Raw genomic sequence first — 24,429 nt, 5'->3', positions numbered from 1 at the left:
CCTATGAGAGAAAGCTAAAGACTAGCTATTTTGTAGTTTGGGTTGAGCGCGAGTTGTAACCCGGGACCTATAATAAAGCTTCTTTGAGCCCAGGCTCTTGCCTTCGCCAAAGTACAAATAGGTGCAGAATATTTTATGTGGGGCTAAATTATGTCGCAATTGATTGATAGACGACAAAATGCGGGTAAAAAAAGTACGGTTAATCGCCAACGCTTTCTTCGCCGCTATAAAAATCAGATCAAACGTGCTGTCTCTGATGCAGTTGGCAAGCGAAGTATTACCGAAATTGACCAAGGCGAACAAATTACCATTCCAGCCAAAGATATTTCTGAGCCTATGTTTCATCGAGGTCAAGGTGGACACATAGAACGGGTATTACCTGGTAATGATAATTTTATTACTGGTGATCGAATAAGGAGGCCCACTGGTGGTTCTGGGAGTGGCGGGGATGGTTCTGAAGCCAGTGACAGTGGTGAAGGTGAGGATAATTTTGTTTTTGAATTATCACGGGAAGAATTTTTGGATCTGTACTTTGAAGATCTGGAATTGCCCGATTTAGTTAAAAAAGAATTGGCGCGTATTAGCACCTTCAAAACAGTAAGGGCGGGAGTAACAACCAGTGGCATTCCCAACAATATTAATGTTCTTCGCTCGATGAAACAAGCAACGGGACGTCGCGTTGCTTTAGCCTCTCCTTATAAAAAACAATTAATCGCTGCTGAAGAAGAACTCGAGCAACTACAGGCCCAACCTGTTCCAGATGCCGAGGCTTTAATAAATCTGCAAAAGAGAGTTGAATATCTTAAGAAAAAAATACAAACGTTCCCCTTTATTGATACTATCGATTTACGCTATAACTTTCGCGTTCGTATACCTTCACCCTCAACTCAAGCCGTCATGTTTTGTGTAATGGATGTATCCGGTTCAATGGATGAAGCGAAGAAAGATATTGCCAAACGCTTTTTTATCCTTCTTTATATGTTTCTTACCAAAAATTATGAAAAAATTGAGCTCGTATTTATCCGCCATCATACCTCTGCCAAAGAGGTAAATGAAGAAGAGTTCTTTTATTCGCGAGAAACGGGGGGTACTGTAGTTTCCAGCGCTTTAGAACTTCTTAGTACCATTATCGATACCCGATATCCTCCCGAAGCATGGAATATTTACGTCGCCCAAGCATCAGATGGAGATAATTGGAACGCCGATTCCCCTTATTGTCAGGAGTTATTGCAAGATAAGATCATGCCTTTATTGCAATATTTTGCCTATATTGAAATCATGCCACGCCATCATCAAAGTTTATGGGAAGTTTATCAACTAGTAAAAGAGCGCTATCCTAATTTTGCGATGGAGAATATTGATACGGTAGCAGACATCTACCCGGTATTTCATGAGCTATTTAAAAGGAAGACTGCATGAAAAAGAAGAAGCCATTATCTACAGGTGCAGAATGGACCTTTGAATTAATACAGGACTACGATCGTGAAATTGCACGCATTGCCAAAGACTTTAAGTTAGACACTTATCCCAATCAAATAGAAGTTATTACTGCAGAACAAATGATGGATGCTTATGCTTCTGTAGGAATGCCTATAGGTTATCATCATTGGTCTTTTGGTAAACATTTTGTCAGTGTTGAAAAAAGTTACAAAAGGGGACAAATGGGTTTGGCTTATGAATTAGTTATTAACTCAAATCCTTGTATTTCCTATCTTATGGAAGAAAATACCATGGCCATGCAAGCCTTGGTAATTGCTCATGCTTGTTATGGACATAACTCGTTTTTTAAAAACAATTACTTATTTAAAATGTGGACTTCTGCTGATGCCATTATTGATTATTTGGTGTTTGCAAGAAAATACATTAGTGAATGTGAACAACGTTATGGCATCAATGAAGTAGAATCAATTTTGGATGCCTGTCATTCCTTGATGAACTATGGTGTGGATCGTTACAAACACCCGGCACCTTTGTCCATCCAAGAAGAAAAAATTCGCCAACAAAATCGCGAAATTTACATGCAATCACAAGTTAATGAATTATGGCGAACCATACCTCAAGGCCGGCAAGTCACCGAAGAAGCTAAGAAAAAACGATTCCCAGAAGAACCGCAAGAAAATATTTTGTATTTTATTGAAAAAAATGCACCCTTATTAGAGCCGTGGCAAAGAGAAATTGTACGTATTGTACGCAAGATGGCTCAGTATTTTTATCCTCAAGGGCAAACCAAGGTGATGAATGAAGGATGGGCTTGCTTTTGGCACTATACCATTTTACACGCACTGTACGATGAAGGGCTGGTTACAGATGAATTTATGTTGGAAATCTTACAAAGTCACACCAACGTTATCATGCAACCACCTTATAATAGCCCCTATTATAGTGGAATTAATCCTTATACTTTGGGTTATCATATGATGCAAGACATCAAACGGATTTGTGAAAATCCTACTGGAGAAGATAAAGCATGGTTTCCTTATTTGGCTAATACCGATTGGTTAAGTAGTCTGGATAATGCGATGCGCCATTTCAAGGATGAAAGTTTTATTGCCCAATATCTATCACCCAAATTAATTCGTGATTTAAAATTATTTCATGTTGTTGACGATGATCGCAGTCCTGATCTTTATGTTAATGCAATTCATAATGAGCCAGGATATCAAAGAATAAGAGAGGCATTATCGAGACAGTATAATTTAGGTTATTTAGAACCCGATATTCAAATTTTCTCTGTTGACGTACAAGGAGATCGCTCCATGACTCTAAGGTATACGCAACAAAACAGAGTACCTTTAGGGAATACCACCGCAGACGTACTGAAACATCTCTATTCTTTGTGGAAATTCCCCATTGTATTGCAAGCAGTCAATTCCGAAAATGAGAGCACCGAAGAGTATCATTGTCCACCGTTGAATAATCCATCCGTTTAACGATGAAATTCATAGGCGTTCTCGCTCGACACACTCGAGGATGCAAGAAGTTCCTTATATTCTTTTTGAACATACTCGACATCCTCTAGTAAAAATTTCAGGCACTCATGCGAAGTAGCTCCATGTGTTCCCAGCCTAGCAAGTTTTAGTAGAACTTTTGCCGTTCCCAAATCGGGCGGATCTTCATTTAATTCCTTGGTAACCAAGTCTAAGGTCTCATCGATAATTTTCTTATTTTTACTACCCATTCGAAACTTAGAAAACCATTGCCCCTTTATATGGGCAGCATAAGCTTCTTTTATACCTAGAACTGCTTCTTTTAAGGTATTTAAGTCTCTTTGAACTTTATTAGTTCCACCTATTTCCAAGTTTTGTACGGAGTTAGGAATAACTTCTCTCATTGCCCTTAGAGGATGAGCTGCAAACCTACCTTTTTCGGTACAAAACGAAAAGGTGTTTCCATAATATTGTTTAACGGGTGTTTGACTGACTACATCTCTATCCAGTCTATAATTACAAAATTGAGTAAAAATAGAAGGGTGTTTATCCTTCAACCATCTACCATGACGTGAATCAACAGGTGCGGTATTAAAAGTTCTTACATGGATACTTCTTGATTTTATCAAGTCTGGATCTTCGGCATAAGCTATCGCACCTACATGTTGAGCTAAGTGCCCTCCAAGAGAATGACCCACTAATATAATTTCTCTATTTGGAAAAGCTTTTTTAGTTTCTTTAAAAAAAGAAAAAGCATCTTCTTGTAGTTTTCTTCCTACTGTGCCAGTCAATATTACATATAGGTCTGAAAACACATCTCTCAGAGAATCTGATCCTCTAAAAGAAATGATGATAGGCGATTCGTTATCTAGTGGTTCAAGCCGAACTGCAGTTAAACCATTGGAAAGTGCTACATCGGCATTGGTTTTTTCCGTAATGAGGTATCCCGAATTCGAGATATCAGCCATTAATTGGGCTGTAGAGACGTACCCCTCACGAGGCTCTTCTCGCAAATTATTGTCCTTCCCCACAATGCGGTAAGCAATATGTGCTGCACTGAGTAATAATCCAATGGTACATTTTGGCATAACATCTTTCCAAATATATTGAGGCATTGCTTTTGTGGGCAAAAAAATGACTAAATGTCTTTTTCATAGTCTATCACAATTATGATAAATTTAAGGAATTGTATAATTTTTACGCACCTCTAAGAGGATACTTCGTTTGTGAAACCCAGGTTAAAGGGTCTCCTTGACCTGGGATATAAAAGAAGTTTATGTTTGCTTACTTTGTTTTATCTTATTCTATCACTTCGGTGCTAGCGTACATTTTAATGGCGCCCTCTAAATAAGGGTCTAGATTAAAAACAGTCCCAAAAGCTTTAGCTGCTACTTCATTCTTATTAAAATACCAGTCACTCGTATCATCAGCATAATATTGCACAATCATGGGTTTAAAAAGTGCATAGGCGGTTCCATCATATTGTCTTGTGCCAAGTCCTGCACTTAAAAAATATTTGTTGCCTTTAAGAGCTTGATTGATAAGCTCCACCGCTTCATCTGGGGTACTGGGCACGTTCGCTTCCACAGGAGCCGAATCAGAATAAACTTTTACCGTTACTGCTAATTCATCTCCATAGGTATGCACATGATTAATGAATGAGGCTAATGCACGGGCTTTATCCTCATTACAAACAGTAACTTTAATTTCCATTTCAAGCCCATCGCCGGTTAAATCACCCACGTGTACACAAGGATCCGCATTTAAGGTGGCACTTAACTGATTGTTTAATAAGTACCAGGGAGGAAGAAGCTTCCCAGCATTCACAGCGAAGCTTATACTGCTTAAAAATATACCCAGAAATAGCCCTACTTTATGTACTGCTCGACTCATCATCACATCTCACATTATTAAAGAAAAACAATCACCTCTATGAATTCAACTTAACTTATACACATCTCTAAGCACAAACCTGCTTAGTTCCCAATTGCCCCTGCATCCCACGACTTGCTCGTGGGATTGTGCGCGTGGACACAGGCAGGTGGAAGACAGCATGTAGATTATTCTGACGCCATTTCAATAGCAAAAGCCAATGCTAATTTAGAGAAATTAGTCATATGTTCAAGACTTAATCTATTCATAGTATCTTCGGAACTATGAATGTACGGATTATGATCTTCAAAATTAGACTCACATGGGAATGCGGCTGGAATACCTACTTCATCCCATGAAGCATGGTCGCTGCAACCATAGCCACACTCTGAATAAGCAACTGGAACTTGAACATAATTGTTGATTAATTCTGCTACGAAATTACTTAAACTCTTATTGGTATAATCAGTAAATACCCACATAGTTGGATCTTTGGAATCCACTCGATATCCAGTCATATCGAACTGGATTGCTGCTTTTACGGGAATCGAATTATCCATGAAATGTTCAACTACATATTGAGAACCGACTAAACCTCGTTCTTCAGCTGCATACCAAATAATATAGATTGGGCGCTTTAAAACTGTTTTAGAAGATAGCAAAACCCGAGCCATTTCCATAATCGATGAAGAACCACTACCATCATCTCCAGCCCCTGGCATACGACCATCCAGTGTATCCATATGGGCGCCAATCACCACACCTGGCTCATTAATATCTTTACCTATAACCGTTACTAATGAAGGTTGCTTATAGTAACTTCCTGTTTTCACGAAAAAAGTTGCAGTATCAGTGCGGCCATTTGCTTGAGCCATATCCTCAAAAGTCTTTTTTAGCCAACGTGCTGCATCTACGCCTGTATCTTTGGTAGCGGAACGGTTATGAAACGAGGTAAGTTTTGTCAAAGTATTCCAAATATTTGCTGGAGTTACCTCTTGTAATGCTGCATTGACTTCATTCTGATGTTTAATCTCATAAACTGTGGTTTGTGGTTGTACTGTTTTAATGTTTTTTTTCTGCAGAATACGTTGCGCAGATTGTTTTTTTGCGGGCAGTAAAGAACCAATTATATGATGGCTTACATTCACAAAACGACCACAATTTGCTTCATCTGCTAAATGAGTCAGGGTATCTACATCAGCCGCAGCGAGATCAATAATCTTAAATTCTTTATTTTCTGCTAAAACCTCATAAGGAGCAGTAATTTTGGCTGCAAGACATTGAGGTACTTGCAACTGTTCATGAACAGGGGCATTGGCCAAAACGTTAGTACTCGCAAGCACTGAGCCCACTGCGATATAGGTCATCCATTGATTCAAACGCATTTCTACTCCTAAGTTAAAATTAAATTTTAAATGTGTTTACACTGCGAAAACTCACTTTACCTAAATTCGGCAGTTGAATCCACTGTTTAATTTAAGTTTTCTTCAATAAAAAAATAACCACATGTCTTTTTTTTAAACTTATCGCTATTGATAATCATTTTCATTTGGGATACAGTTTCAGCCCTAATCCATTAATTGAGCAAATAAATGGCAGTAACAAAAAAAAGATTCAAAAAAATTCCTCGTTACCTTGCTCTGGCATCCCTTACTGTAGGTGCTAGTTTAATTCTTGGTTTTTTAAGTTTTGGAGGGATGTATGCTTTATACCCCGCTTTATCTCTAGCCTTTGCTGCTTTTGGTCTTTCAGTGGCCTATGAAGGTGAGGTCTATCTACAAAACCTAAAAGGATCGTTCAAAAAGTTATTTAAAAAGGATTATCTTGAGAATCATTTAGCTAAAGAATATTTGCTAGAACATTTTCCCGATACAACGTCTAAAGAGTGTCCTCAGTTTTTTAAAGATTATGAGGCCCAACTCAAATTGCTGAGTGAGTTTAACCATAAACCACTCGATAAAGAGAGCAGAAAACGCAAAAAGCAAATCGAAAAAACTTTGTCCGACATGGAAAAATGGTTCGCTTTGCAATTATTTTCAGTGAAGAAAAAGAAAACGCAGAACTTATCATTTTATACAGCACAACTAAGAGACTGGCTTGAAAAAAATGGACAAAGTGAATGGCAAGACCGTTTAGATAAACGTCAGTCCACTTTTAATTTTGTTAAAGGGTTTAGCCTTCTTGCCGCTACGTTTATGGGGCTTGGTAGCACCTACCTCATTGTTGAAGCCTTCAGCGTGATCCCTTTGATGGCTGCGATTCCTTTTGCTTTGTGGCCAATCTTAGTGGTCCCTATGGCACTAATCGCTGGGGCTGCTTATGGTATGTTGACGTATAACACGATTACTGATCTTATCAACAATGACACCATAAAAAAATGGTACACCAAACTAAGCAATGATTTAAACAAAAGCTTAAATCCTCGTAACTTGTTTATGGCTGCCATAGCTATTTTTTTAGTTAGCTTAGCTATTGCACTTACGGTTTGTACCGCGGGTACTTGGTGGACTGTAGCAACCAGTGCGCGCCCTTTATTTGAATGGATGAAAAACATTCCCAGTTTTGTTATGGGGGTTATTAATCCCATTATCACTGGCTTATCCGCAATATTCTTTAACATACAAAATTCTGCCGAATCTCTGGAAATAGTGTATGAGGCGACGGAGGAAAACTCTGATGAGGAAAACTCTGAGAATATATTTCAACGCACTTACAAGGCAATTTCTGCTGGATTTACCCATGTTTGGGACACAGAAAATTGGCTGCAAATGCTCAACCCATTTCGTATTTTATTAAAATTGACGATTACCCCATTACGTATTCTTCTTTTTTTTGGTCATTTAGTCAGCGTGGCGCTCACTTCAGATCGCATGCCTGGAGTACCTCAAATAGTTTCTGCACTCGTAGCAATTATTAGCGAGGGTTTTGAAGATGCTCACTATTTCTTGGGATCGAGTGATCACAAACACAAAACTTTACTGGAAGAACGCCTGGGTTCTGAAGCGGATAATGAACATGGTACCGACATCCCCACACAGGTTCTTAAATTTATTGCCTCCCCCTTATATTTTCTTGCTGCCAGTTGGGATTACTTAGCTAGCCAATTGAATCCCATTTCAAGTGATACAGTCCAAAAATCTCAACCGAAACCACTCAGTTTTTCTAAAGCATGGAATAAGCAACTAGGAATTCCAGATGAAATTAATGTTTCATTGGCGAAGGATGCGAAATATCCGTCGAAGGAATGGAACATTGAGCATACGCTATCTCTCATTGAAAAATATGAGCGAAAACACTTGGACACTGTATTGGTTAATGCGTCGCTGGCAGAAGATAAAAAAGAACAACTAAAACAATTAAAAAGCAAAGTTCGTGAAACTCTTTCTGGTCATTCTTCAATAAAGGATGTTCTTAAGGAAGCAAGAAATAATTCTATTTATAATCAACCTCGGCTATTTGCTCTGCGAAAAGATGAAAAAACTACGACTCAAGAATTCATTGAAGCACTACCAGAACGTGTTAATGCAATCTAATAAGTAGTCTAGTCATAAACACCACCCATTGATCACCCCATCCTCCTAAGATAGGGTGATCATCCCCTTAATATTTAGCTATTGGAACTCTCACATTTCTATGCAAACATAGTCACCTATATCGAATTAGTTCAATTTTATTTACCAATACCATGTTTGGAGTACTATTTTGAAAAAAATTCTGTACCATGCTATTGCTTTATTTTTCCTATTAACTGGTATCTGCTTTGCGGAACAACGGAGTGTTGCAATTACCATTGACGATTTACCTCTTATTAAAACGCCTTATGAAGCTTTTGAAAAAATGGTTAACAGCCTTGTGAGTCATCAAGTTCCGGCAATTGGTTTTATGATTGGGAGTAGAGTTAACAACGAAACGATAAAGCAATTTGAGGTATTTAAACAAAATGGTTGGGAATTAGGAAACCATAGTTATTCTCATTTAAAATTAAAACGGGTTTCTTATGAAGAATACATCGACGATCTTATTCAAGCAGATAAAGTGCTGGCACCCTTTATGTCCCAGCCAAAATATTTTCGTTACCCCTATCTCTCAGAAGGGAAATTTTGGAAAAAAAGTATTGTTCGCCACTACTTAAGTAAAAATAATTACATTATTGCTCCCGTCACCATTGACAGTAAGGATTTCGAATTTAATTCTCAATTAATAAAACTAATGAAACAAAATCCACAGGCATCCTTAACTGATTTGAAAAAACGGTATCTAGAATACGTTTGGCAACGTACATTGACTGCGGAACAAAATACCCCTGGAAAACAAGTCCTACTCATCCATGCTAATTTGCTAAATGGTTACTTCTTAGATGATTTACTGCGCATGTTTGAAGAACATGGCTACCATTTTATTTCACTTAGTGAAGCATTAAAATCGTAATGAGAGGTATAACGCTACGAAAGTGCCGATACCTTAGGAAGTGAGAACCCTAGTTAGAAAAATCAACAGCCCCTAGTTGCTTTGTAGCAATAATTCTTTGGCATGGGAGCGAGTTTGTTCTGTTATTTTCAACCCTCCCAACATGCGGGCAATTTCATCAATTTTTTCCGTTGACTGCAGTAAGGAAATTTGGGTGAACGTCTCTTTATTATCGCTTAACTTTTCAACCATAAAATGGTTATGGGCTGCAGCAGCCACCTGAGGTTGATGTGTCACACAAAATACTTGCAAACGCTCGCCCAATTTACGAAGCATTTGCCCTACTAAAGCCGCAGTAGCCCCTCCAATACCGACATCCACCTCATCGAACAATAAGGTTGGGGTTGTACCTTGTTGAGCGGTAATCATTTGGATGGATAAACTAATTCGGGAAAGCTCACCACCAGATGCTACTTTACTTAATGAATCAAGCTCCATCCCCGGGTTAGTACATACCTTATATTCCACTTTATCCATGCCATGGGGATGCATTTTTTCCAAAGGAGATAGTTCGATTTCCACCCATCCCTTAGGCATACCAAGCTGCTGGATGCTTGCTGTGATTTCTTGCGCCAGTATTTTTGCCTGTGTTTTCCGCATCTCTCTTAATTTAAAGGCAGCTTTCTCATAATTGGCTATTAACTGGCTATGATGTATTTTTAATTTTGCTAATCTGCTTTCGCTGTCTTGCAAAAGATCTAATTCCTTTTGTAAGTTTTGAGCGTGTTCATGGAGTTGGCTGCTATCAATATGATATTTACGCGCAAGCTGATGTATGGCACTCATGCGGGATTCGATTTCATGTAATCGTTGTGGATCCAAGTGGACACGCTCCGCGAATTTTTGCATCTCATCTATCGCTTCCTCGCACTGAATCAGTGCGCCGTTAATCAACTCCACAGTATTTTTGATTTGAGCTTGTTCTTGTGGCAATTGACTCAAGGAGTGCAAAATCTGATTTAAACTGGTACAAATGTTGGGTTCGTCCTCAGAATTTAATAATCCATTAATTTGCTGACTTTTTTGCAAATAATCTTTTGCATGATGCAACATTTGGTGTTCTTGATATAAGGTTTCAATTTCGTTTTCGTACAAATTCAATGCAGATAACTCATTAATTTGAAATTGTAATAATGCAATTTTATCTGCTTGCTGTTGCTGGAGTTCCAACGCTGCAATTTCTTGATTGATTTTATGACATTGTTTGTAAAGTTGGGCAACTTCCTCAAGTAATACCTGATTTTTGCCATATTGATCCAACTGCTGGCGGTGCGTTGCATGATGCATCAAGGTTTGATGTTGATGTTGTCCGTGAATATGGACCAGCTTTTCACTGAGTTCTTTTACTTTTTGTAATGGGAATGGTTGGCCATTGATATAGGATTTGGAGCGACCCTCGGCATAAATTACCCGTCGCAAATAGAGTTCACCATCATCACAAGGAATATCGTGTTCTGCAAGCCATAGGGCAGGTTCCGAGCCCTGGCCCACAAAAAATCCAGCGGTGATGTCACATTTTTCCTGGCCGGGTCTAATAACCGAAGCATCAGCTCTATCACCTAAAGCCAGCATCAGAGCATCGATCATAATGGACTTACCGGCTCCTGTTTCACCAGTGAAGGCAGTCATTCCTTGAGTAAAATCCAACTCCAAGTGTTGTACAATCGCAAACTGTTCAATGCACAAAGTGGTGAGCATGTTCAATCCTATCCCTGATGTTTAGATTCCCAACCCAGTTTTGATCGTAATGTATCATAATAATGATAATCAAGAGGGTGCAGTAGACGTAATTGATGGCTATTTTTTTGAATAGCCACTTTTTGTCCGGGTTTGACCATCCTTGATTCGTGACCATCACAACTCACTCGCAAATCAGCTTCATTGAATTGGCTGATATGCAGTTCAATTTTAGACTCCCCATCGATAACCAATGGACGTGAGCTCAAACTATGAGAAAACATAGGCACAAGAACGATGGCATTCAATTGTGGATGCATAATTGGACCGCCCGCAGATAAAGCGTAGGCAGTAGAACCGGTGGGTGTGGAGAGAATCATACCGTCAGATCGATAATGGCTCACCAATTGTTGATTTACATGTACTGAGAATTCAATGAGATGCGTTTCCTGACCCCGGCCTAATACGACATCATTGAGTGCATCACCCTCAAAATAAGTATGATGTTCATCATAAATTCGAGTATGTAAAAGAAAACGCTTTTCTTCTTCATAATCGCCGCTAAGAACTGCACCCAGCTGTTTTTCCAGTTCATGGGGCAAAATATCGGTAAGAAACCCCAGGCGGCCGCGGTTAATACCGATGACCGGGGTATCCACTTTAATCGCCATGCGGGCTGCTGAAAGCAAACTACCATCACCGCCAACAACAATGATCAAATCATTTTTTTTACCCATATCTTCCCTGGCCAATATGGGAATTTTCGCATCAAAGCTAGAAGCGGTATCAATGTCTTGGTAAATTTGCACGTCTTGGTTTTCCAGGAACTCGATCAGACGGCCTAAACTTTCGTTTACCCCTTGATTGGCTCGGTGCTGACGTGCATACAAAACGATCCGTTTAAATTTAATTTTATTCTTCAATATTTGCTGTTCTTGATGCTTTTTTTCGTTCATGTTCTTTCAATGATTTTTTTCTTATACGGATGGAATCAGGAGTTACTTCCACTAATTCATCATCATCAATAAATTCCAATGCCTGCTCCAAAGTTAATTTGACTGCAGGAGTTAATATAATATTTTCGTCAGAACCTGAAGCACGAATGTTAGTTAATTGTTTTTCTTTAGTCACATTCACCACTAAATCATTATCACGGGCATGGATTCCAACAATCATTCCTTCGTAGCAAACTGTTTGTGGCTCAACAAATAACCTACCACGATCTTGCAAGTTGAACAAAGCAAAAGCTCGCGCCATTCCTTGACAATTGGCAATCAGTACACCATTTGCGCGCTTCCCTATTCGCCCTTTAATTGCCGGACCATAATGATCATACACATGATACATTAAACCTGTACCTGAGGTGGAAGACAAGAACTCATTATGAAAACCAATCAGGCCTCGGGTAGGAATCATATAGTCAAGACGTACTCTGCCTTTACCATCTGGAACCATATTTTGCAGTTCACCACGACGCTCACCTAACTTTTCCATGATAGAACCCTGGTGATTTTCTTCTACATCGACAGTTAAATGCTCATAAGGCTCTTGTTGCTCGCCATCTACTTCGCGAATAATGACTTCTGGTTTGCTAATCGCTAATTCATAGCCTTCACGACGCATTGTCTCGATCAGAATGGATAAATGTAGTTCACCGCGACCAGAAACCCGGAATTTATCAGGGTCGTCACAATCCTCAACGCGTAAAGCAACGTTGTGTAATAATTCTGTTTCTAGGCGTTCCCGAATTTTTCGCGAGGTCACAAACTTTCCTTCCTGACCTGCAAACGGCGAATCGTTAACTTGGAAGGTCATACTAATTGTTGGCTCATCCACCGAAAGTACCGGTAATGCCTCAACCAGATTGGGATCACAAATCGTATCAGAAATTTTAATGCCTTCGATACCAGTAATGGCAATAATATTGCCCGCCCCCGCTTCTTCAACTTCGATGCGCTCAAGGCCTTTAAAACCGAGTAGTTGCAACAATCGACCCGCACGAATATTGCCATCTTTATCGATAATTTTAACTGGGGATTTAGCTTTAATTTGGCCTCGAGTAATACGACCTATGCCAATCGTACCCACATAAGATGAATAATCGAGAGAGCTAATTTGCATTTGGAAAGGACCATTCGCATCCACTTTAGGTGCTTCAACTTCATCGATAATCGTTTGTAATAAAGCACTCATGTCTGTGGCTTCATCTTCCAAATTCAACTTAGCGTAACCATTTAAGGCAGAAGTATAAACTACCGGAAAATCCAATTGTGCATCGGTCGCACCCAAATTATCAAAAAGATCAAACACTTGATCCATAACCCAATGCGGCCTAGCTCCCGGACGGTCAATTTTATTAATCACTACAATAGGATTTAATCCGCGGGCAAAAGCTTTTTGAGTCACAAAACGTGTTTGTGGCATAGGCCCGTCCACTGCATCTACCAGCAACAACACACTATCAACCATCGATAAAATACGCTCGACTTCCCCACCAAAATCAGCATGTCCTGGGGTATCAACAATATTAATTTGATGATCTTTCCAATACACACAGGTATTTTTGGCAAGAATGGTAATGCCACGTTCTTTTTCTAAAGCATTGGAGTCCATAACGCGCTCAACTTTAGGAGCTCTCTCATTTAATGTACCGGTTTGTTGGAGTAATTTATCTACTAACGTAGTTTTACCATGGTCAACGTGGGCGATAATGGCGATGTTGCGAATCTGATCAATCATAAATAACCTTTGAAGGAAAAAGCAGAATATTTGTTCATAGTTTTGACATTATACATCAATAAGCAGCTAAAACCTATCAGCTTCTTGTTATTTTAGTATAGCAAACTCAAAGTTCCTCTCTATTAATTTGTAGCCTGAGACCGCATGGCTTAAATCAAGAATCCTTCTTGCAGCTCAATAAGTTGCTTTAAAACCTACCAATTTTTTTTTAACTGCTAAAATAAAAGAGAGGGGTAAAAAATAGGGAGTAATTATGAAACAATTAATTTTACATCCCACTGACATTAGCCAATGGTATGCTCTGGTTAATGAGGCGCAAGCTGCAACCCAGCTTATGCTCACTGAAAATACCGAAAGTTATTTGGTATTTTTATTAATGCGTTTTTCTCAAGGACCTAAACTCATCGAATCGGTGGTTGCACTCGATTTTCTTGAGTCCATAAACAGACCGAAAACCATGCAAATGGAATTACTTCGCGATGTGGGGGATAAAAGTTTACTCTGTTGCGGTCTATTTCCTGGTATTGCAAAAAGACGACATGTCAGTCTCGAGTATTTTTCTGAAATGGGACAAGCCGCCTATTTGACTATTGGTGAGTTAGAAGGAAAACACTCAACCGATCTATACATACAACTCAGCGAACAATTTCTTAGATTGCAACATGTACTGCAAGCCATGCGTGGGGAGTGTGTAGAGCTCATTCAATCAGATGAAGGAATGTTATCTTCAATAAAATTTACTCTACAATAAAATTCAATTCATAGCCTGGGGCAGCAAAACGCCACTGGGTACTGACTTGTTTTAATCCAAGACAGCAATCATTATCCCTTGTGGAATAACATTGCAACATCAATTGGATCAAACGTATATTTTTTATTGCAAAAATCACAGCGAATCGCTACTTCACCTTCTTCTTGTAATAATGCTTTTGCATCGTCTTCACCTAAAACAGCCAATACCTGCTTCATTTTCTCCAGGCTGCAGCGACACTTAAATTGAGTTTTACGGCTATCAAATATTCTCAGCTCTGTTTCATGATAAAGACGATAAAGTAATGTTTCATTATCTAATGTAAGTAATTCATGTTCACTCACCGTTTGGCCTAATTGCACCGCATATTCCCAGAATTGCTCTCTTTGTACGGTATCTTGGCCTGGCATTAGTTGCAGCAACATTCCAGCTGCAGCATTCTCATTCACGGCCAACCAAACCCGCGTGGATACTTGCTCGGACTGAGCAAAATAATTCATTAAATTCTCACTCATAGAAGTTGATTGAATGGGAACCATACTTTGATAGGAACTTGTTTTATTGTATTGATTAATCGTAATTACCATCTGCCCTTCTAGAAAAGCTGAGGCATATTCTTTGGTTTCCAAATGTTCCATAAATTGAGCAAAAGCTCTCACATTAAACTCATGGTCACACTGAACTAATAGTAAAGGGAGACGCTTATCTCCTTGGAATTGTAGGTTTAAGCTACCCTGAAATTTAATACTGGAAGCTAAAAGAAGACAAGAGACAATCGCCTCTCCTAACAAATTTTTAACCATGGGCGGATAATCGCGCTGGCTCATAATATTTTGATACGTATTTTCAATATGAACAATTTCACCACGAATATTGGCATGTTCAAAAATAAAGCGTTGAAGCGTGTCGGATTCTTTCATAATAAACTCAAATAAAATTACGGAAAACTAGGTCCAGCATACAATGTTCTAGATTGAATCATCCTCTTTATTTTAAACATCGAAGCATAGCAAACATCCACGAATGAGAGTGTGGGAGCACAAAAAAATAGAGGTCTACTCCAAAATAGAGAGTGCAATTGACCCTAAATAAAATCTCGTGACGGTGCAAAGTATATCATAATTTTTTTGTAATTTTTCCTGGAGAAAAAATGATTTTGAACTATTCTTTTAAAACCTCCTCTGAAAAATTAAAGGATTAATAATGAGAGATAAAAATATTCTTGCCCCCTTATTTAAAACCATTGACAAAGTCGTTTTTGGTATCGAAGAAGCAAATGAACCAGAACCTAAACCTGAATTCATTGAAATTGATACTGAAGAAGAATTTGACGTCGAACGATCTATTAATTAATAGTTGATTCACAATGCCTAAGCGGGCAATAATCGCTCCTTTTTGAGCGAGTCCCTTTAAGATGTTGAATAGCCAACAAATGGCAGCGGTACGTTATATAGACGGACCTTTATTAGTTCTTGCTGGAGCTGGAAGCGGTAAAACACGAGTAATCACGCAAAAAATAGGCTATTTAATTAACACATGCGGTTATGCCGCCAATACAGTTTGTGCCGTAACCTTTACAAACAAAACAGCCAATGAAATGCGTGCTCGCGTGGCCGCCGTTCTCCCTGCAGCGAATCGTCGCGGTTTAAAAATAGCTACCTTCCATACTCTAGGGTTGAGCATTCTTAAGCGTGATTACGCTTTATGCGATCTGAAAAAGGGATTTTCTATTTTTGACAGCGAAGATTGTTTACAGATCTTACGCAGTTTTTTACCCGCAAATAAAGCAACCGAACGAGAATTTATTTTTCAAATCCAACAACAAATTTCTCGCTGGAAAAATGACCTTCTCACGCCAGATCAAGTTATAAAACACAGTCCGGATACACCTTTCTACGAAGAAGCTGCGCTCTTGTACCCTCGTTATCAGCAAGCACTTAAGGCATACAATGCCGTTGATTTTGATGACTTAATTCGTCTTCCAGTCAGTCTTTTAAATGAACATTCTTCTGTATTAGATTATTGGCAAAACAAAATCCGCCATTTGCTGGTAGATGAATACCAAGACTCCAATACGAGTCAATACCTCTTGGTAAAAAAATTAACTGGAATTCAAGCCCGTTTTACGGTCGTAGGTGATGATGACCAATCAATTTATGCATGGCGAGGTGCTAAACCTGAAAATTTGAAGCAACTGCAGCATGATTATCCACAATTAAAAATCATAAAGTTAGAACAAAATTACCGCTCAACTAATATTATTTTAAACACAGCCAACCACCTTATCGCGAACAATCAGCATCTATTTGAAAAAAAATTATGGAGTGAATTAGGTCACGGAGAACTTTTACGAGTAATTCGTTGCAAAGATGAAAATGATGAAGCAGAACAAGTAGTTGCTGATTTAATCAGCCACAAACTACGCTCCAGAACAGAATATGGCGATTATGCAATTTTATATCGGGGCAATCATCAGTCAAGGGTATTTGAAAAAGTACTCCGCCATTATAGTATCCCTTATACGATTAGTGGCGGGCAGTCCTGGTTTGCCAAAGCAGAAGTTAAAGACGTGTTTGCCTACCTAAAGCTACTGTGTAACGAAGCGGACGATGCGGCTTTTTTAAGAGTAATTAACACCCCAAAAAGGGGCATTGGCGAAACCAGTCTTGATTCATTAGGGCATTATGCACAAAGCCGGGGAATGAGTCTTTATGCCTCCGCAGATCATTTTGCATTGAGCGAACATATTGCCGAAAAACCTCGGGCCGCCTTACAGGCTTTTAAATCATGGATAGAAGAAACAAAAAAACGATTAACCATGGGCTCGATTATAGAGCATTTAAAACAGATGGTAGAAGACAGCGGTTATGAAGCCCATATCTATGAACAATGTGATACTCCTGCAAAAGCACAAAAGAAAATGGACAATGTTTGGGAATTATTAGAATGGGTCGGGCGCTTATTAGCAAAAAATCCGGAACAAACCTTAGCAGAAGTAATTAATAAATTAATTTTGATCGATATTCTTGAGCAAGCAGATGAGCAAGATAACGACTCTTTGCAACTGATGACCTTACACGCATCCAAGGGTTTGGAGTTTCCTTATGTTTATCTGGTCGGCATGGAAGAAGAATTATTGCCTCATCGGGTGAGTATTGATGAAGACCAAATAGAGGAAGAAAGACGCTTAGCTTACGTTGGCATTACCCGGGCCCAAAAAGGGCTATGCTTTACCTTAGCCAAGCAAAGACGCCGTGGGGGCGAATTACAAGATTGTTTGCCCAGTCGATTCCTGGATGAATTGCCTGCAGAACATTTGGAATGGTTTGGTAAAAATGTGGAACGTTCGGAGGAACAATCAAAAAACTTGGCAAAATCTCATTTAGCTGGGTTAAAAAATTTGTTGGGTCAGGTCTAATTTGAACAAATGGAGTCTGGTTTTTTTTCTCTGAATCTCTTACTCATCACTTAAAACTCGCAAGCTCTGTTCCGCCCCCGCGGATTGTCCGCGGGATCCAGACAAAAGGCCCATAAAGTTTCACTTTCGTTAACACTTGGCTACCATTGACTCATCCCTATTGCTATACTGAATTCATGAAAAAAAATATCATTTTGTTTATTATTTCATTTGCTATGTTTATGGAAGCGGTAGATACCACCATTATTAATACCGCAATCCCAGTGATGGCACAAAGTTTAAATGTTAATCCAATTGATTTGAAATTTGCGCTCATTAGTTACCTTTTGAGTCTAGCAATCTTTATCCCTATCAGTGGTTGGATTGCCGATAAATTTGGGATGAAAACTGTTTTTATCGCAGCCATTGTTGTTTTCACTTTAAGTTCAATTTGGTGCGGATTTACTATTAACTTAGGACAATTGATCTGTGCACGTATTCTTCAAGGCTTGGGCGGTTCGCTGACCATACCAATCGGCCGGCTTATTATTTTACGGACTTGCGAGCGGCATGAATTAATTGCCAAAATGAGTATTGTAGTGATGGTTGCATCTTTAGGCATGATGCTTGGTCCCTTACTCGGTGGAATTATTACTTATCGCTTTTCTTGGCGCTGGATTTTTTGGGTTAATATCCCATTCGGAGTACTTGCTGTAATTTTATCAAGCAAATTATTACCGTCCATGCCTCCTCGTTCAGTTCCTCCGCTGGATAAATTGGGCTTTATTCTTTTCGGGAGTGGATTAGCGGCCTTAACCTTTGGTTTATCGATGATAAGCGAGTCTAATGCATCAGTCACAGAACCTCTGTCTGCCCTCATAATCGCATTGCTCTTATTGGGTGGATATACCAAGCATTCATATAAAAGAAAGCATCCTATCGTTAAAGTGGAGCTTTTACGTACTCGTACATTTTGTATTTCAGTCGTAGGCAACATATTGGCGCGTTTAGGTTTTGGGGGCATCCCATTTTTATTGCCTTTACTGTTACAAATTGGACTTGGATATTCATCTCGTTTATCGGGTCTGTTGCTCGCTCCAATAGCGGTTGGCATTTTTTTAGTAAAACCTTTATCCTTCGCTATACTGCGGTGGTTTGGTTATAAAAATTTATTAATTTTAAATACTATCCTCGTGAGTATTTCTCTTTGGTCCTTTTTTTCCATCAACCAACATACTTCCATATACGGCATTGCTTTTTTAACTTTTATGTATGGATTTCTTATTGCATTACAGTATACAGGCATGAATTCTTTGGCTTATGCCAACATTACTGAAAAGGATATGAGTGCCGCAACCAGTATTATGAGTACTATCCAACAATTAGCTCAAAGCTTTGGGGTTGCCGTGTCCGCAATATTACTTAGCATATTTACTGCGAAGTATTCTGGAGAACGTGTCCTTTCGGTCGAGATATTTCATGATACGTTCCTCATGCTAGGAGCTCTTACTTTTTGCTCAGGAATTATTTTTACTTTTCTAAAAAAGGAAGATGGACTCGAGCTCATTGAAATCCCTGAACACTAATTTATTACATATTCGGTAAATCCACTGGCTCACAACACAAGGCTAAAAGATTGCAAAGTATTAGAATTTTTAGTCAAAATGCTCTATGATGTGGTGGCATTATTTGCTGTTTTTGCATTAAATGTAAAAAAAATTAAAAATATTTAATAAAAAAACAGCACAATTAATAAAATAATGCTACAATGTCCTGGTAACAATTTAGGAAATTAACATGTCAGATAAAATTCGTGGTACAGTAAAGTGGTTTAATGAGTCCAAAGGTTTCGGTTTTTTAGAAAGTGGCGGTAAAGATTATTTTGTGCATTTCAGTGCAATTCTAGGCACCGGGTTTAAAACTCTTGCTGAAGGTGCAACAGTAATGTTCAAGCCAAGCAACGGACAAAAAGGTCCTCAAGCTGAAGAAGTTGAAGTAGTCTAATTCATTTCCTGAAACTTCCTATTCACTTTAATATGAGAGTATTTTAGAGGATGGGGAGTTTTTTTGTTTAAAAATTAATATTTCTTAAAACAACCCTACCCAAATAATCAATCATTACTATCCACCAATGCCTTGGCTTTTGCACTTCAGCGTGGTAATCAAGTTATACTTTGTGATTTATCGATTCAGCCCTCTTTATCCCATTCGCCCCACCCGCTCCAGTTATGCAGGATTAAGTTCCTTGAGAAGACCAAAGAATTTTTCGTGTAAAAGTAAGTAGGTATTGTTTTAGATATTTAATCAGGTATAGCCTATCATGTAGAGGCCGAAAAAATACAAGGAGTCGTAAATATGAGTAAAAAAATCGCAGTTATTGTAGGAAGCTTGCGCAAAGAATCCTACAATAAAAAAATGGCAAAAGTACTTATTGCTCTAGCACCTAAATCTCTAACCCTGCAAATTGTGGAAATTGGTGATTTGCCCCTATACAACCAGGATCTGGATGACGAAAATAGACCGCCCGCGGCTTGGGTCAAATTCCGAGAGCAAATGAAAACCTATCAGGGAGTGTTGTTTGTTACACCAGAATACAACCGCTCTGTTCCTGGGGTGCTTAAAAATGCAGTAGATGTGGGTTCTCGACCTTATGGTAAAAGTATTTGGAGTAAACTTCCTGGCGCAGTGATCAGTGTTTCTCCAGGGGCGATTGGAGGATTTGGCGCCAACAATCATTTAAGACAATCATTTGTCTTTTTAGATATTCCAACTCTTCAACAACCAGAAACCTATATTGGCATGGCGGGAGATTTGTTTGATGCGCAAGGAAATATTACCAAAGAAGACACCCAAAAATTCTTACACAAATTTATGGAAGCTTATGCCAACTGGGTTGAATTAAATACGCAAGATTAAACATTGCAAACCGATAAACCCGAAATTTTTGGCAGAGAGCTATCCCTGCCAACGGGTTACTATTCCCACATCAATATGAAACAAATCTAGCATTCGACCTACGCTGTAATTAATGATGTCATCTATAGTCTCTGGTTTGGTATAAAACGCTGGCGTTGCAGGACACATAATCGCCCCCTGTTGGGTCAGCGTAACCATATTTTGTAAATGCCCCAAATGCAATGGGGATTCACGAGGCATGAGGACTAATCTCCTACGCTCCTTTAAAGTCACATCCGCTGCGCGACCAATAAGGTTATCACCCGTTCCATGCGCAATTTCTGCCAAAGTTTTCATCGAACAAGGAGCAATGATCATCCCCATGGTCTGAAAAGAACCACTTGCAATACTTGCACCAATATCATTCCAGGAATGATAAACATCGGCCAATGCTTTTAAGTCGGTAAGTGACAAGTTGGTTTCATATTTACGGGTCAGTTGGGCTGATTTACTAACTATCAAATGAGTTTCAATGTCCGTAGAACGTAGTAGTTCTAAAAGACGTATTCCATAAATCATGCCTGAGGCACCAGTAATTCCAATGATTATTCGCGGTGTGCTCATAAATAGTTCCTCGTAGTTGAATCCCATTAGGTTCTCAGACATAAAAATAGTATAATTATTTCACATAATAGAATCTTCACAAAGTAAATAAGTGGAAAAGACAGGTATAAAGAGGTACATTGCGGAGACTCCCATCTTTTTGGTGTATTTACTACAGATAACAAAACAGGCATAAATCCATGACAAATAATTATGAAGAGTTTGAGCAACGCAAACAAGATCACATCAAATTAGCCTTAATGCCTGAAAATCAAACCGCGGAACTCAGTACTTTTGAAAGCATTAATCTAATCCATGATGCTCTTCCTGACCTAAATTTCGATGAAATCAGTATTAAAAGTTTTCGATTTGGCCAAGTAGTAGAAAAACCATTTCTCATTAGCTCCATGACTGCAGGGCATCGCCACGCAAAGCACATAAATCATAACCTTGTTGAAGCCTGTTCGTTGAATGGCTGGGCTATGGGAGTAGGCTCACAAAGACGAGAGCTCACGGATCCCAAAGCAGCTTTTGAATGGCACGATTTACGCCGTGACTTTCCTGAAGTCCACTTGTACAGCAATCTAGGGATCGCTCAATTAATCACCACCCCCCTTAGTGATATTCAACGTTTAACAGATGCTTTACAAGCAAATGGATTAATTATTCATTGCAACCCCTTACAAGAGTGCATGCAACCTGAAGGGACAACAACCTATAAAGGAGGTTGGCAGGCTTTAGCTGATTTAGTTAAAAAACTACCTTTACCCGTTATCGTGAAAGAAACAGGTTGTGGATTTTCTAAGGCCACTATGACTCGTTTAAACGATATTGGAATTGCCGCAATTGATGTGGGAGGTTTGGGAGGGACTCACTGGGGACGAATTGAAGGACATAGAGCAATCCATGACCCCATTCGCCAACAGGCAGCAATTACGTTTCGTAATTGGGGGATTGATACCGTAACCTCGATTAAACACGCTGCAGCATTGAAACCTTCATTCGAAATTTGGGGATCAGGCGGCGTAATGAACGGCTTAAATGCCGCCAAATTGTTTGCACTTGGAGCCACCACTGTTGGTTATGCAAGGCCCCTACTGGAAGCCGCATTGGAATCCACCGAACACGTCAGTCTGTGCATGCAATCAATTGAATACGAATTAAAAGTGGCTATGTTTTGTACCGGAAGTCAAAATTTAAATGACTTGTCCAGCAAAGTGGGTTGATCGAATTTATATCAATTTATTAAATCGAAAATTTTATACCTCGGGAAAATGATTTATCATTAAGTTCTAAAATTTTTACAGGTTCTGAAGCATAAATATCATAAAATTGCCTGCTTGCAATCTGCCGGTATTGAACCCCTTTTAAATAATCGTCCCGAATCTCATGAGGAAATCGCCATAGTTTGGAAAAATCAAATACATAATTAGGAGTCCTGATTTTTTCCCCAAAATGATTTTGCCCAGGTGCCGAGTATAAAACGTATTCTCCTGGCTTAAGCTGGGTGAGAAATAAATAACCCGCAGAAAATAATCCAAAATAAGCGAATCCTTTGATATAGGGAACGTCCAATATTTGCAGATCCTTTTGTAATTCAGTAACAATTGTATAACACGTGGGAGTTACATGCAGACCACTAAAAGGGCCATCAACATCAACTTTTATCGAATTTTTATAGAGCGCGATACCGGTATAATTGGCCCCATAAATAAAATTCCATTGAAAGAAAGCAAGCTCTATTAGCCCAAAAATTAAAACAGCTCTGGTTGCGAAGTAGTGTAAAAAGCTTTCGGACCTTAGATATTTCTGAAAAATAAAAAAAGTAAATATATAGGTTAATAACGATGCCGGAAAAAAACCTATAATCCAATTCATATCCAGCATGTGTGCGGTTACACTCGTTAAAATCCCAGCTGCTAAAGAAGGAAGGCCAATAAAATAAAATAATGCCCTAGAATCTACATCTGTTCTTAGAAAGATAAGAAAAATAGGGAAACTCAAAAATCCAGTGTAATTTAAAACCCAAAATATATCCGTATGAATAGCATGTTGAATATTTATCTTAAATAAAGGAAGAACTAGGATGGTGATGAAACCCGTTAATAATATATACCAATGCCTTCTACCAATATACGCAATAAATAAACTTCCTAAAGCAACGAAGAGGACAGACGAATATTTAGAAATTATTCTATGAGCTAACTCGATACATTTGTCAAATAAAGATTGATTAGACGATAAGCTTAGACGATGTAGAAAATCTAAAAAATTATGAAGATCTTGGGTTGAAACCTTAAAGTAATAAAAAAGAATAAAAGCTATGCATATACCAGCAAAACTAGCAATCAACAAATGAAAAAGGAAGATTTTCTTTGAGTGCTGACTAAACAAGGAGAAAATAAGATAAAAGGGAATGAGGAAAAAAAGAAACGTTGGATAAGCTAAACATAAGATGAGATTAAATAATGAAAAAATGATGAAATGGATTTTTCTTATTGGCTCTATAAATTGAAAACTAAAAAATTGAAAAAGAATATTAGACCATAGTAACGTCGCCAAAGTATCGTAGTGAAAATTATTGATACCAAAAGGATGAAAAATATTGACCCCAAAAAAAATAAAAAATGACAACATAAGCGATAATCTTTTTCTTATTAGGAAAAAGGTGTAAGCACTCAAGAGAAATACAAACACTATGTAACTATGTCTTAAAAATAAAATAAGTTCATTATTTCCATTATGTAACCATAAACTTAACTTTATTAAAGGATATAATAATAATCCAAATGGTATAAATGCAGAGTAATCATCAATGAAAGGACGCTGGCCTTTAATAAAACGAAGTGAGGTTGCAATTGGGAGACTCTCATCACTAAGAGGACCTACAAAATAACTGATAAAAATGATTAATGCGCAAAAAAATAGTCCCAAAATGATGATCAAATAATAATCTATATTTACATTTTTTTGCATTTGTTCTCCTAACAATGTCTCCTCTTACCCACTTGCCTGTGTATCATATAATGGATTCATATCAAAGAAAAAACTATTTTTCCTTGGGTTCATAAACTTAATACAACTGCGTAGGGCTGGTTGAC

The 24,429-nt window shown here is 38.5% G+C and carries 20 protein-coding genes; 11 read left to right on the top strand and 9 right to left on the bottom strand.

Annotation, left to right across the window (positions count from 1 at the left end):
- The first annotated feature begins 150 nt into the window (after window positions 1-150).
- Window positions 151-1,419, top strand: coding sequence for a YeaH/YhbH family protein (locus HBNCFIEN_RS01045; RefSeq protein WP_182392317.1), 1,269 nt, complete (start codon window positions 151-153; stop codon window positions 1,417-1,419).
- Window positions 1,416-2,930 (top strand): SpoVR family protein, encoded by a 1,515-nt coding sequence (locus HBNCFIEN_RS01040; protein ID WP_182392316.1) that lies wholly within the window; start codon window positions 1,416-1,418, stop codon window positions 2,928-2,930. The genes HBNCFIEN_RS01045 and HBNCFIEN_RS01040 overlap by 4 nt, the downstream gene beginning before the upstream one ends.
- Here HBNCFIEN_RS01040 and HBNCFIEN_RS01035 read toward each other — a convergent pair.
- The 3 genes from HBNCFIEN_RS01035 to lapA form a co-directional block, all read right to left on the bottom strand.
- Window positions 2,927-4,015, bottom strand: coding sequence for a thrombospondin type 3 repeat-containing protein (locus tag HBNCFIEN_RS01035; protein WP_182392315.1), 1,089 nt, complete (start codon window positions 4,013-4,015; stop codon window positions 2,927-2,929). The genes HBNCFIEN_RS01040 and HBNCFIEN_RS01035 overlap by 4 nt on opposite strands.
- A 211-nt stretch (window positions 4,016-4,226) precedes the next feature.
- Window positions 4,227-4,823 (bottom strand): group-specific protein, encoded by a 597-nt coding sequence (locus HBNCFIEN_RS01030; protein WP_182392314.1) that lies wholly within the window; start codon window positions 4,821-4,823, stop codon window positions 4,227-4,229.
- A gap of 164 nt (window positions 4,824-4,987) precedes the next feature.
- The gene (gene lapA, locus HBNCFIEN_RS01025) at window positions 4,988-6,184 is read right to left on the bottom strand and encodes an aminopeptidase LapA (protein WP_182392313.1); all 1,197 of its coding nucleotides are present in this window, start codon (window positions 6,182-6,184) and stop codon (window positions 4,988-4,990) included.
- A 207-nt stretch (window positions 6,185-6,391) separates the two neighbouring features.
- Here lapA and HBNCFIEN_RS01020 point away from each other — a divergent pair, with 207 nt between their 5' ends.
- Complete coding sequence (locus tag HBNCFIEN_RS01020) at window positions 6,392-8,332, top strand: hypothetical protein (RefSeq protein ID WP_182392312.1); 1,941 nt, start codon at window positions 6,392-6,394, stop codon at window positions 8,330-8,332.
- Between the two features lie 169 nt (window positions 8,333-8,501).
- Window positions 8,502-9,227 carry a polysaccharide deacetylase family protein gene (locus tag HBNCFIEN_RS01015; protein ID WP_182392311.1) on the top strand — a complete coding sequence of 242 codons (726 nt, stop codon included), beginning with the start codon at window positions 8,502-8,504 and terminating at the stop codon, window positions 9,225-9,227.
- 72 nt (window positions 9,228-9,299) lie between these two features.
- Here the strand turns inward: HBNCFIEN_RS01015 and recN are convergent, their stop codons facing one another.
- Genes recN through typA form a run of 3 tightly spaced genes read right to left on the bottom strand, consistent with a single transcriptional unit; the run spans window position 9,300 to window position 13,682 of the window.
- Entirely contained in the window at window positions 9,300-10,964 is a 1,665-nt protein-coding gene (gene recN / locus HBNCFIEN_RS01010; protein WP_182392310.1) for a DNA repair protein RecN, read from the bottom strand.
- An 8-nt stretch (window positions 10,965-10,972) separates the two neighbouring features.
- Window positions 10,973-11,899: an NAD(+) kinase gene (locus HBNCFIEN_RS01005; protein ID WP_182392309.1), complete on the bottom strand. Its 927-nt coding sequence runs from the start codon at window positions 11,897-11,899 to the stop codon at window positions 10,973-10,975.
- Window positions 11,856-13,682 (bottom strand): translational GTPase TypA, encoded by a 1,827-nt coding sequence (gene typA / locus HBNCFIEN_RS01000; protein ID WP_182392308.1) that lies wholly within the window; start codon window positions 13,680-13,682, stop codon window positions 11,856-11,858. Before typA ends, HBNCFIEN_RS01005 begins: the two co-directional genes overlap by 44 nt.
- Window positions 13,683-13,935: 253 nt before the next feature.
- Between typA and HBNCFIEN_RS00995 the strand changes: the two genes are divergently transcribed.
- Complete coding sequence (locus HBNCFIEN_RS00995; RefSeq protein WP_182392307.1) at window positions 13,936-14,433, top strand: hypothetical protein; 498 nt, start codon at window positions 13,936-13,938, stop codon at window positions 14,431-14,433.
- 71 nt (window positions 14,434-14,504) lie between these two features.
- On the opposite strand, the gene hslO is transcribed toward HBNCFIEN_RS00995, so the two are convergent.
- The gene (gene hslO, locus HBNCFIEN_RS00990) at window positions 14,505-15,353 is read right to left on the bottom strand and encodes an Hsp33 family molecular chaperone HslO (RefSeq protein ID WP_182392306.1); all 849 of its coding nucleotides are present in this window, start codon (window positions 15,351-15,353) and stop codon (window positions 14,505-14,507) included.
- 283 nt (window positions 15,354-15,636) lie between these two features.
- Between hslO and HBNCFIEN_RS00985 the strand changes: the two genes are divergently transcribed.
- The 5 genes from HBNCFIEN_RS00985 (at window position 15,637) to HBNCFIEN_RS00965 (ending at window position 20,746) form a co-directional block, all read left to right on the top strand.
- A complete protein-coding gene (locus tag HBNCFIEN_RS00985) occupies window positions 15,637-15,786 on the top strand; it encodes a hypothetical protein (RefSeq protein ID WP_182392305.1) in 150 nt (49 codons plus the stop codon).
- Between the two features lie 61 nt (window positions 15,787-15,847).
- The gene (locus tag HBNCFIEN_RS00980; protein ID WP_182392304.1) at window positions 15,848-17,851 is read left to right on the top strand and encodes a UvrD-helicase domain-containing protein; all 2,004 of its coding nucleotides are present in this window, start codon (window positions 15,848-15,850) and stop codon (window positions 17,849-17,851) included.
- 176 nt (window positions 17,852-18,027) lie between these two features.
- Window positions 18,028-19,416, top strand: a complete 1,389-nt coding sequence (locus HBNCFIEN_RS00975; protein WP_182392303.1) for a DHA2 family efflux MFS transporter permease subunit — start codon at window positions 18,028-18,030, stop codon at window positions 19,414-19,416.
- A 211-nt stretch (window positions 19,417-19,627) separates the two neighbouring features.
- Complete coding sequence (locus HBNCFIEN_RS00970) at window positions 19,628-19,834, top strand: cold-shock protein (protein ID WP_010652353.1); 207 nt, start codon at window positions 19,628-19,630, stop codon at window positions 19,832-19,834.
- A 351-nt stretch (window positions 19,835-20,185) separates the two neighbouring features.
- Window positions 20,186-20,746: an NADPH-dependent FMN reductase gene (locus tag HBNCFIEN_RS00965; RefSeq protein WP_182392302.1), complete on the top strand. Its 561-nt coding sequence runs from the start codon at window positions 20,186-20,188 to the stop codon at window positions 20,744-20,746.
- A gap of 39 nt (window positions 20,747-20,785) precedes the next feature.
- On the opposite strand, the gene HBNCFIEN_RS00960 is transcribed toward HBNCFIEN_RS00965, so the two are convergent.
- Window positions 20,786-21,349, bottom strand: a complete 564-nt coding sequence (locus tag HBNCFIEN_RS00960; RefSeq protein ID WP_182392301.1) for a UbiX family flavin prenyltransferase — start codon at window positions 21,347-21,349, stop codon at window positions 20,786-20,788.
- Between the two features lie 179 nt (window positions 21,350-21,528).
- Between HBNCFIEN_RS00960 and fni the strand changes: the two genes are divergently transcribed.
- The gene (fni, locus tag HBNCFIEN_RS00955) at window positions 21,529-22,554 is read left to right on the top strand and encodes a type 2 isopentenyl-diphosphate Delta-isomerase (protein ID WP_182392300.1); all 1,026 of its coding nucleotides are present in this window, start codon (window positions 21,529-21,531) and stop codon (window positions 22,552-22,554) included.
- Between the two features lie 19 nt (window positions 22,555-22,573).
- Here fni and HBNCFIEN_RS00950 read toward each other — a convergent pair whose 3' ends face one another.
- Window positions 22,574-24,304, bottom strand: coding sequence for a hypothetical protein (locus HBNCFIEN_RS00950; protein WP_182392299.1), 1,731 nt, complete (start codon window positions 24,302-24,304; stop codon window positions 22,574-22,576).
- Between the last annotated feature and the right edge of the window lie 125 nt (window positions 24,305-24,429).

Source organism: Legionella sp. PC997, from assembly GCF_014109825.1.
GTDB lineage: Bacteria > Pseudomonadota > Gammaproteobacteria > Legionellales > Legionellaceae > Legionella.
This window is presented reverse-complemented; position numbering and strand designations above follow the sequence as displayed.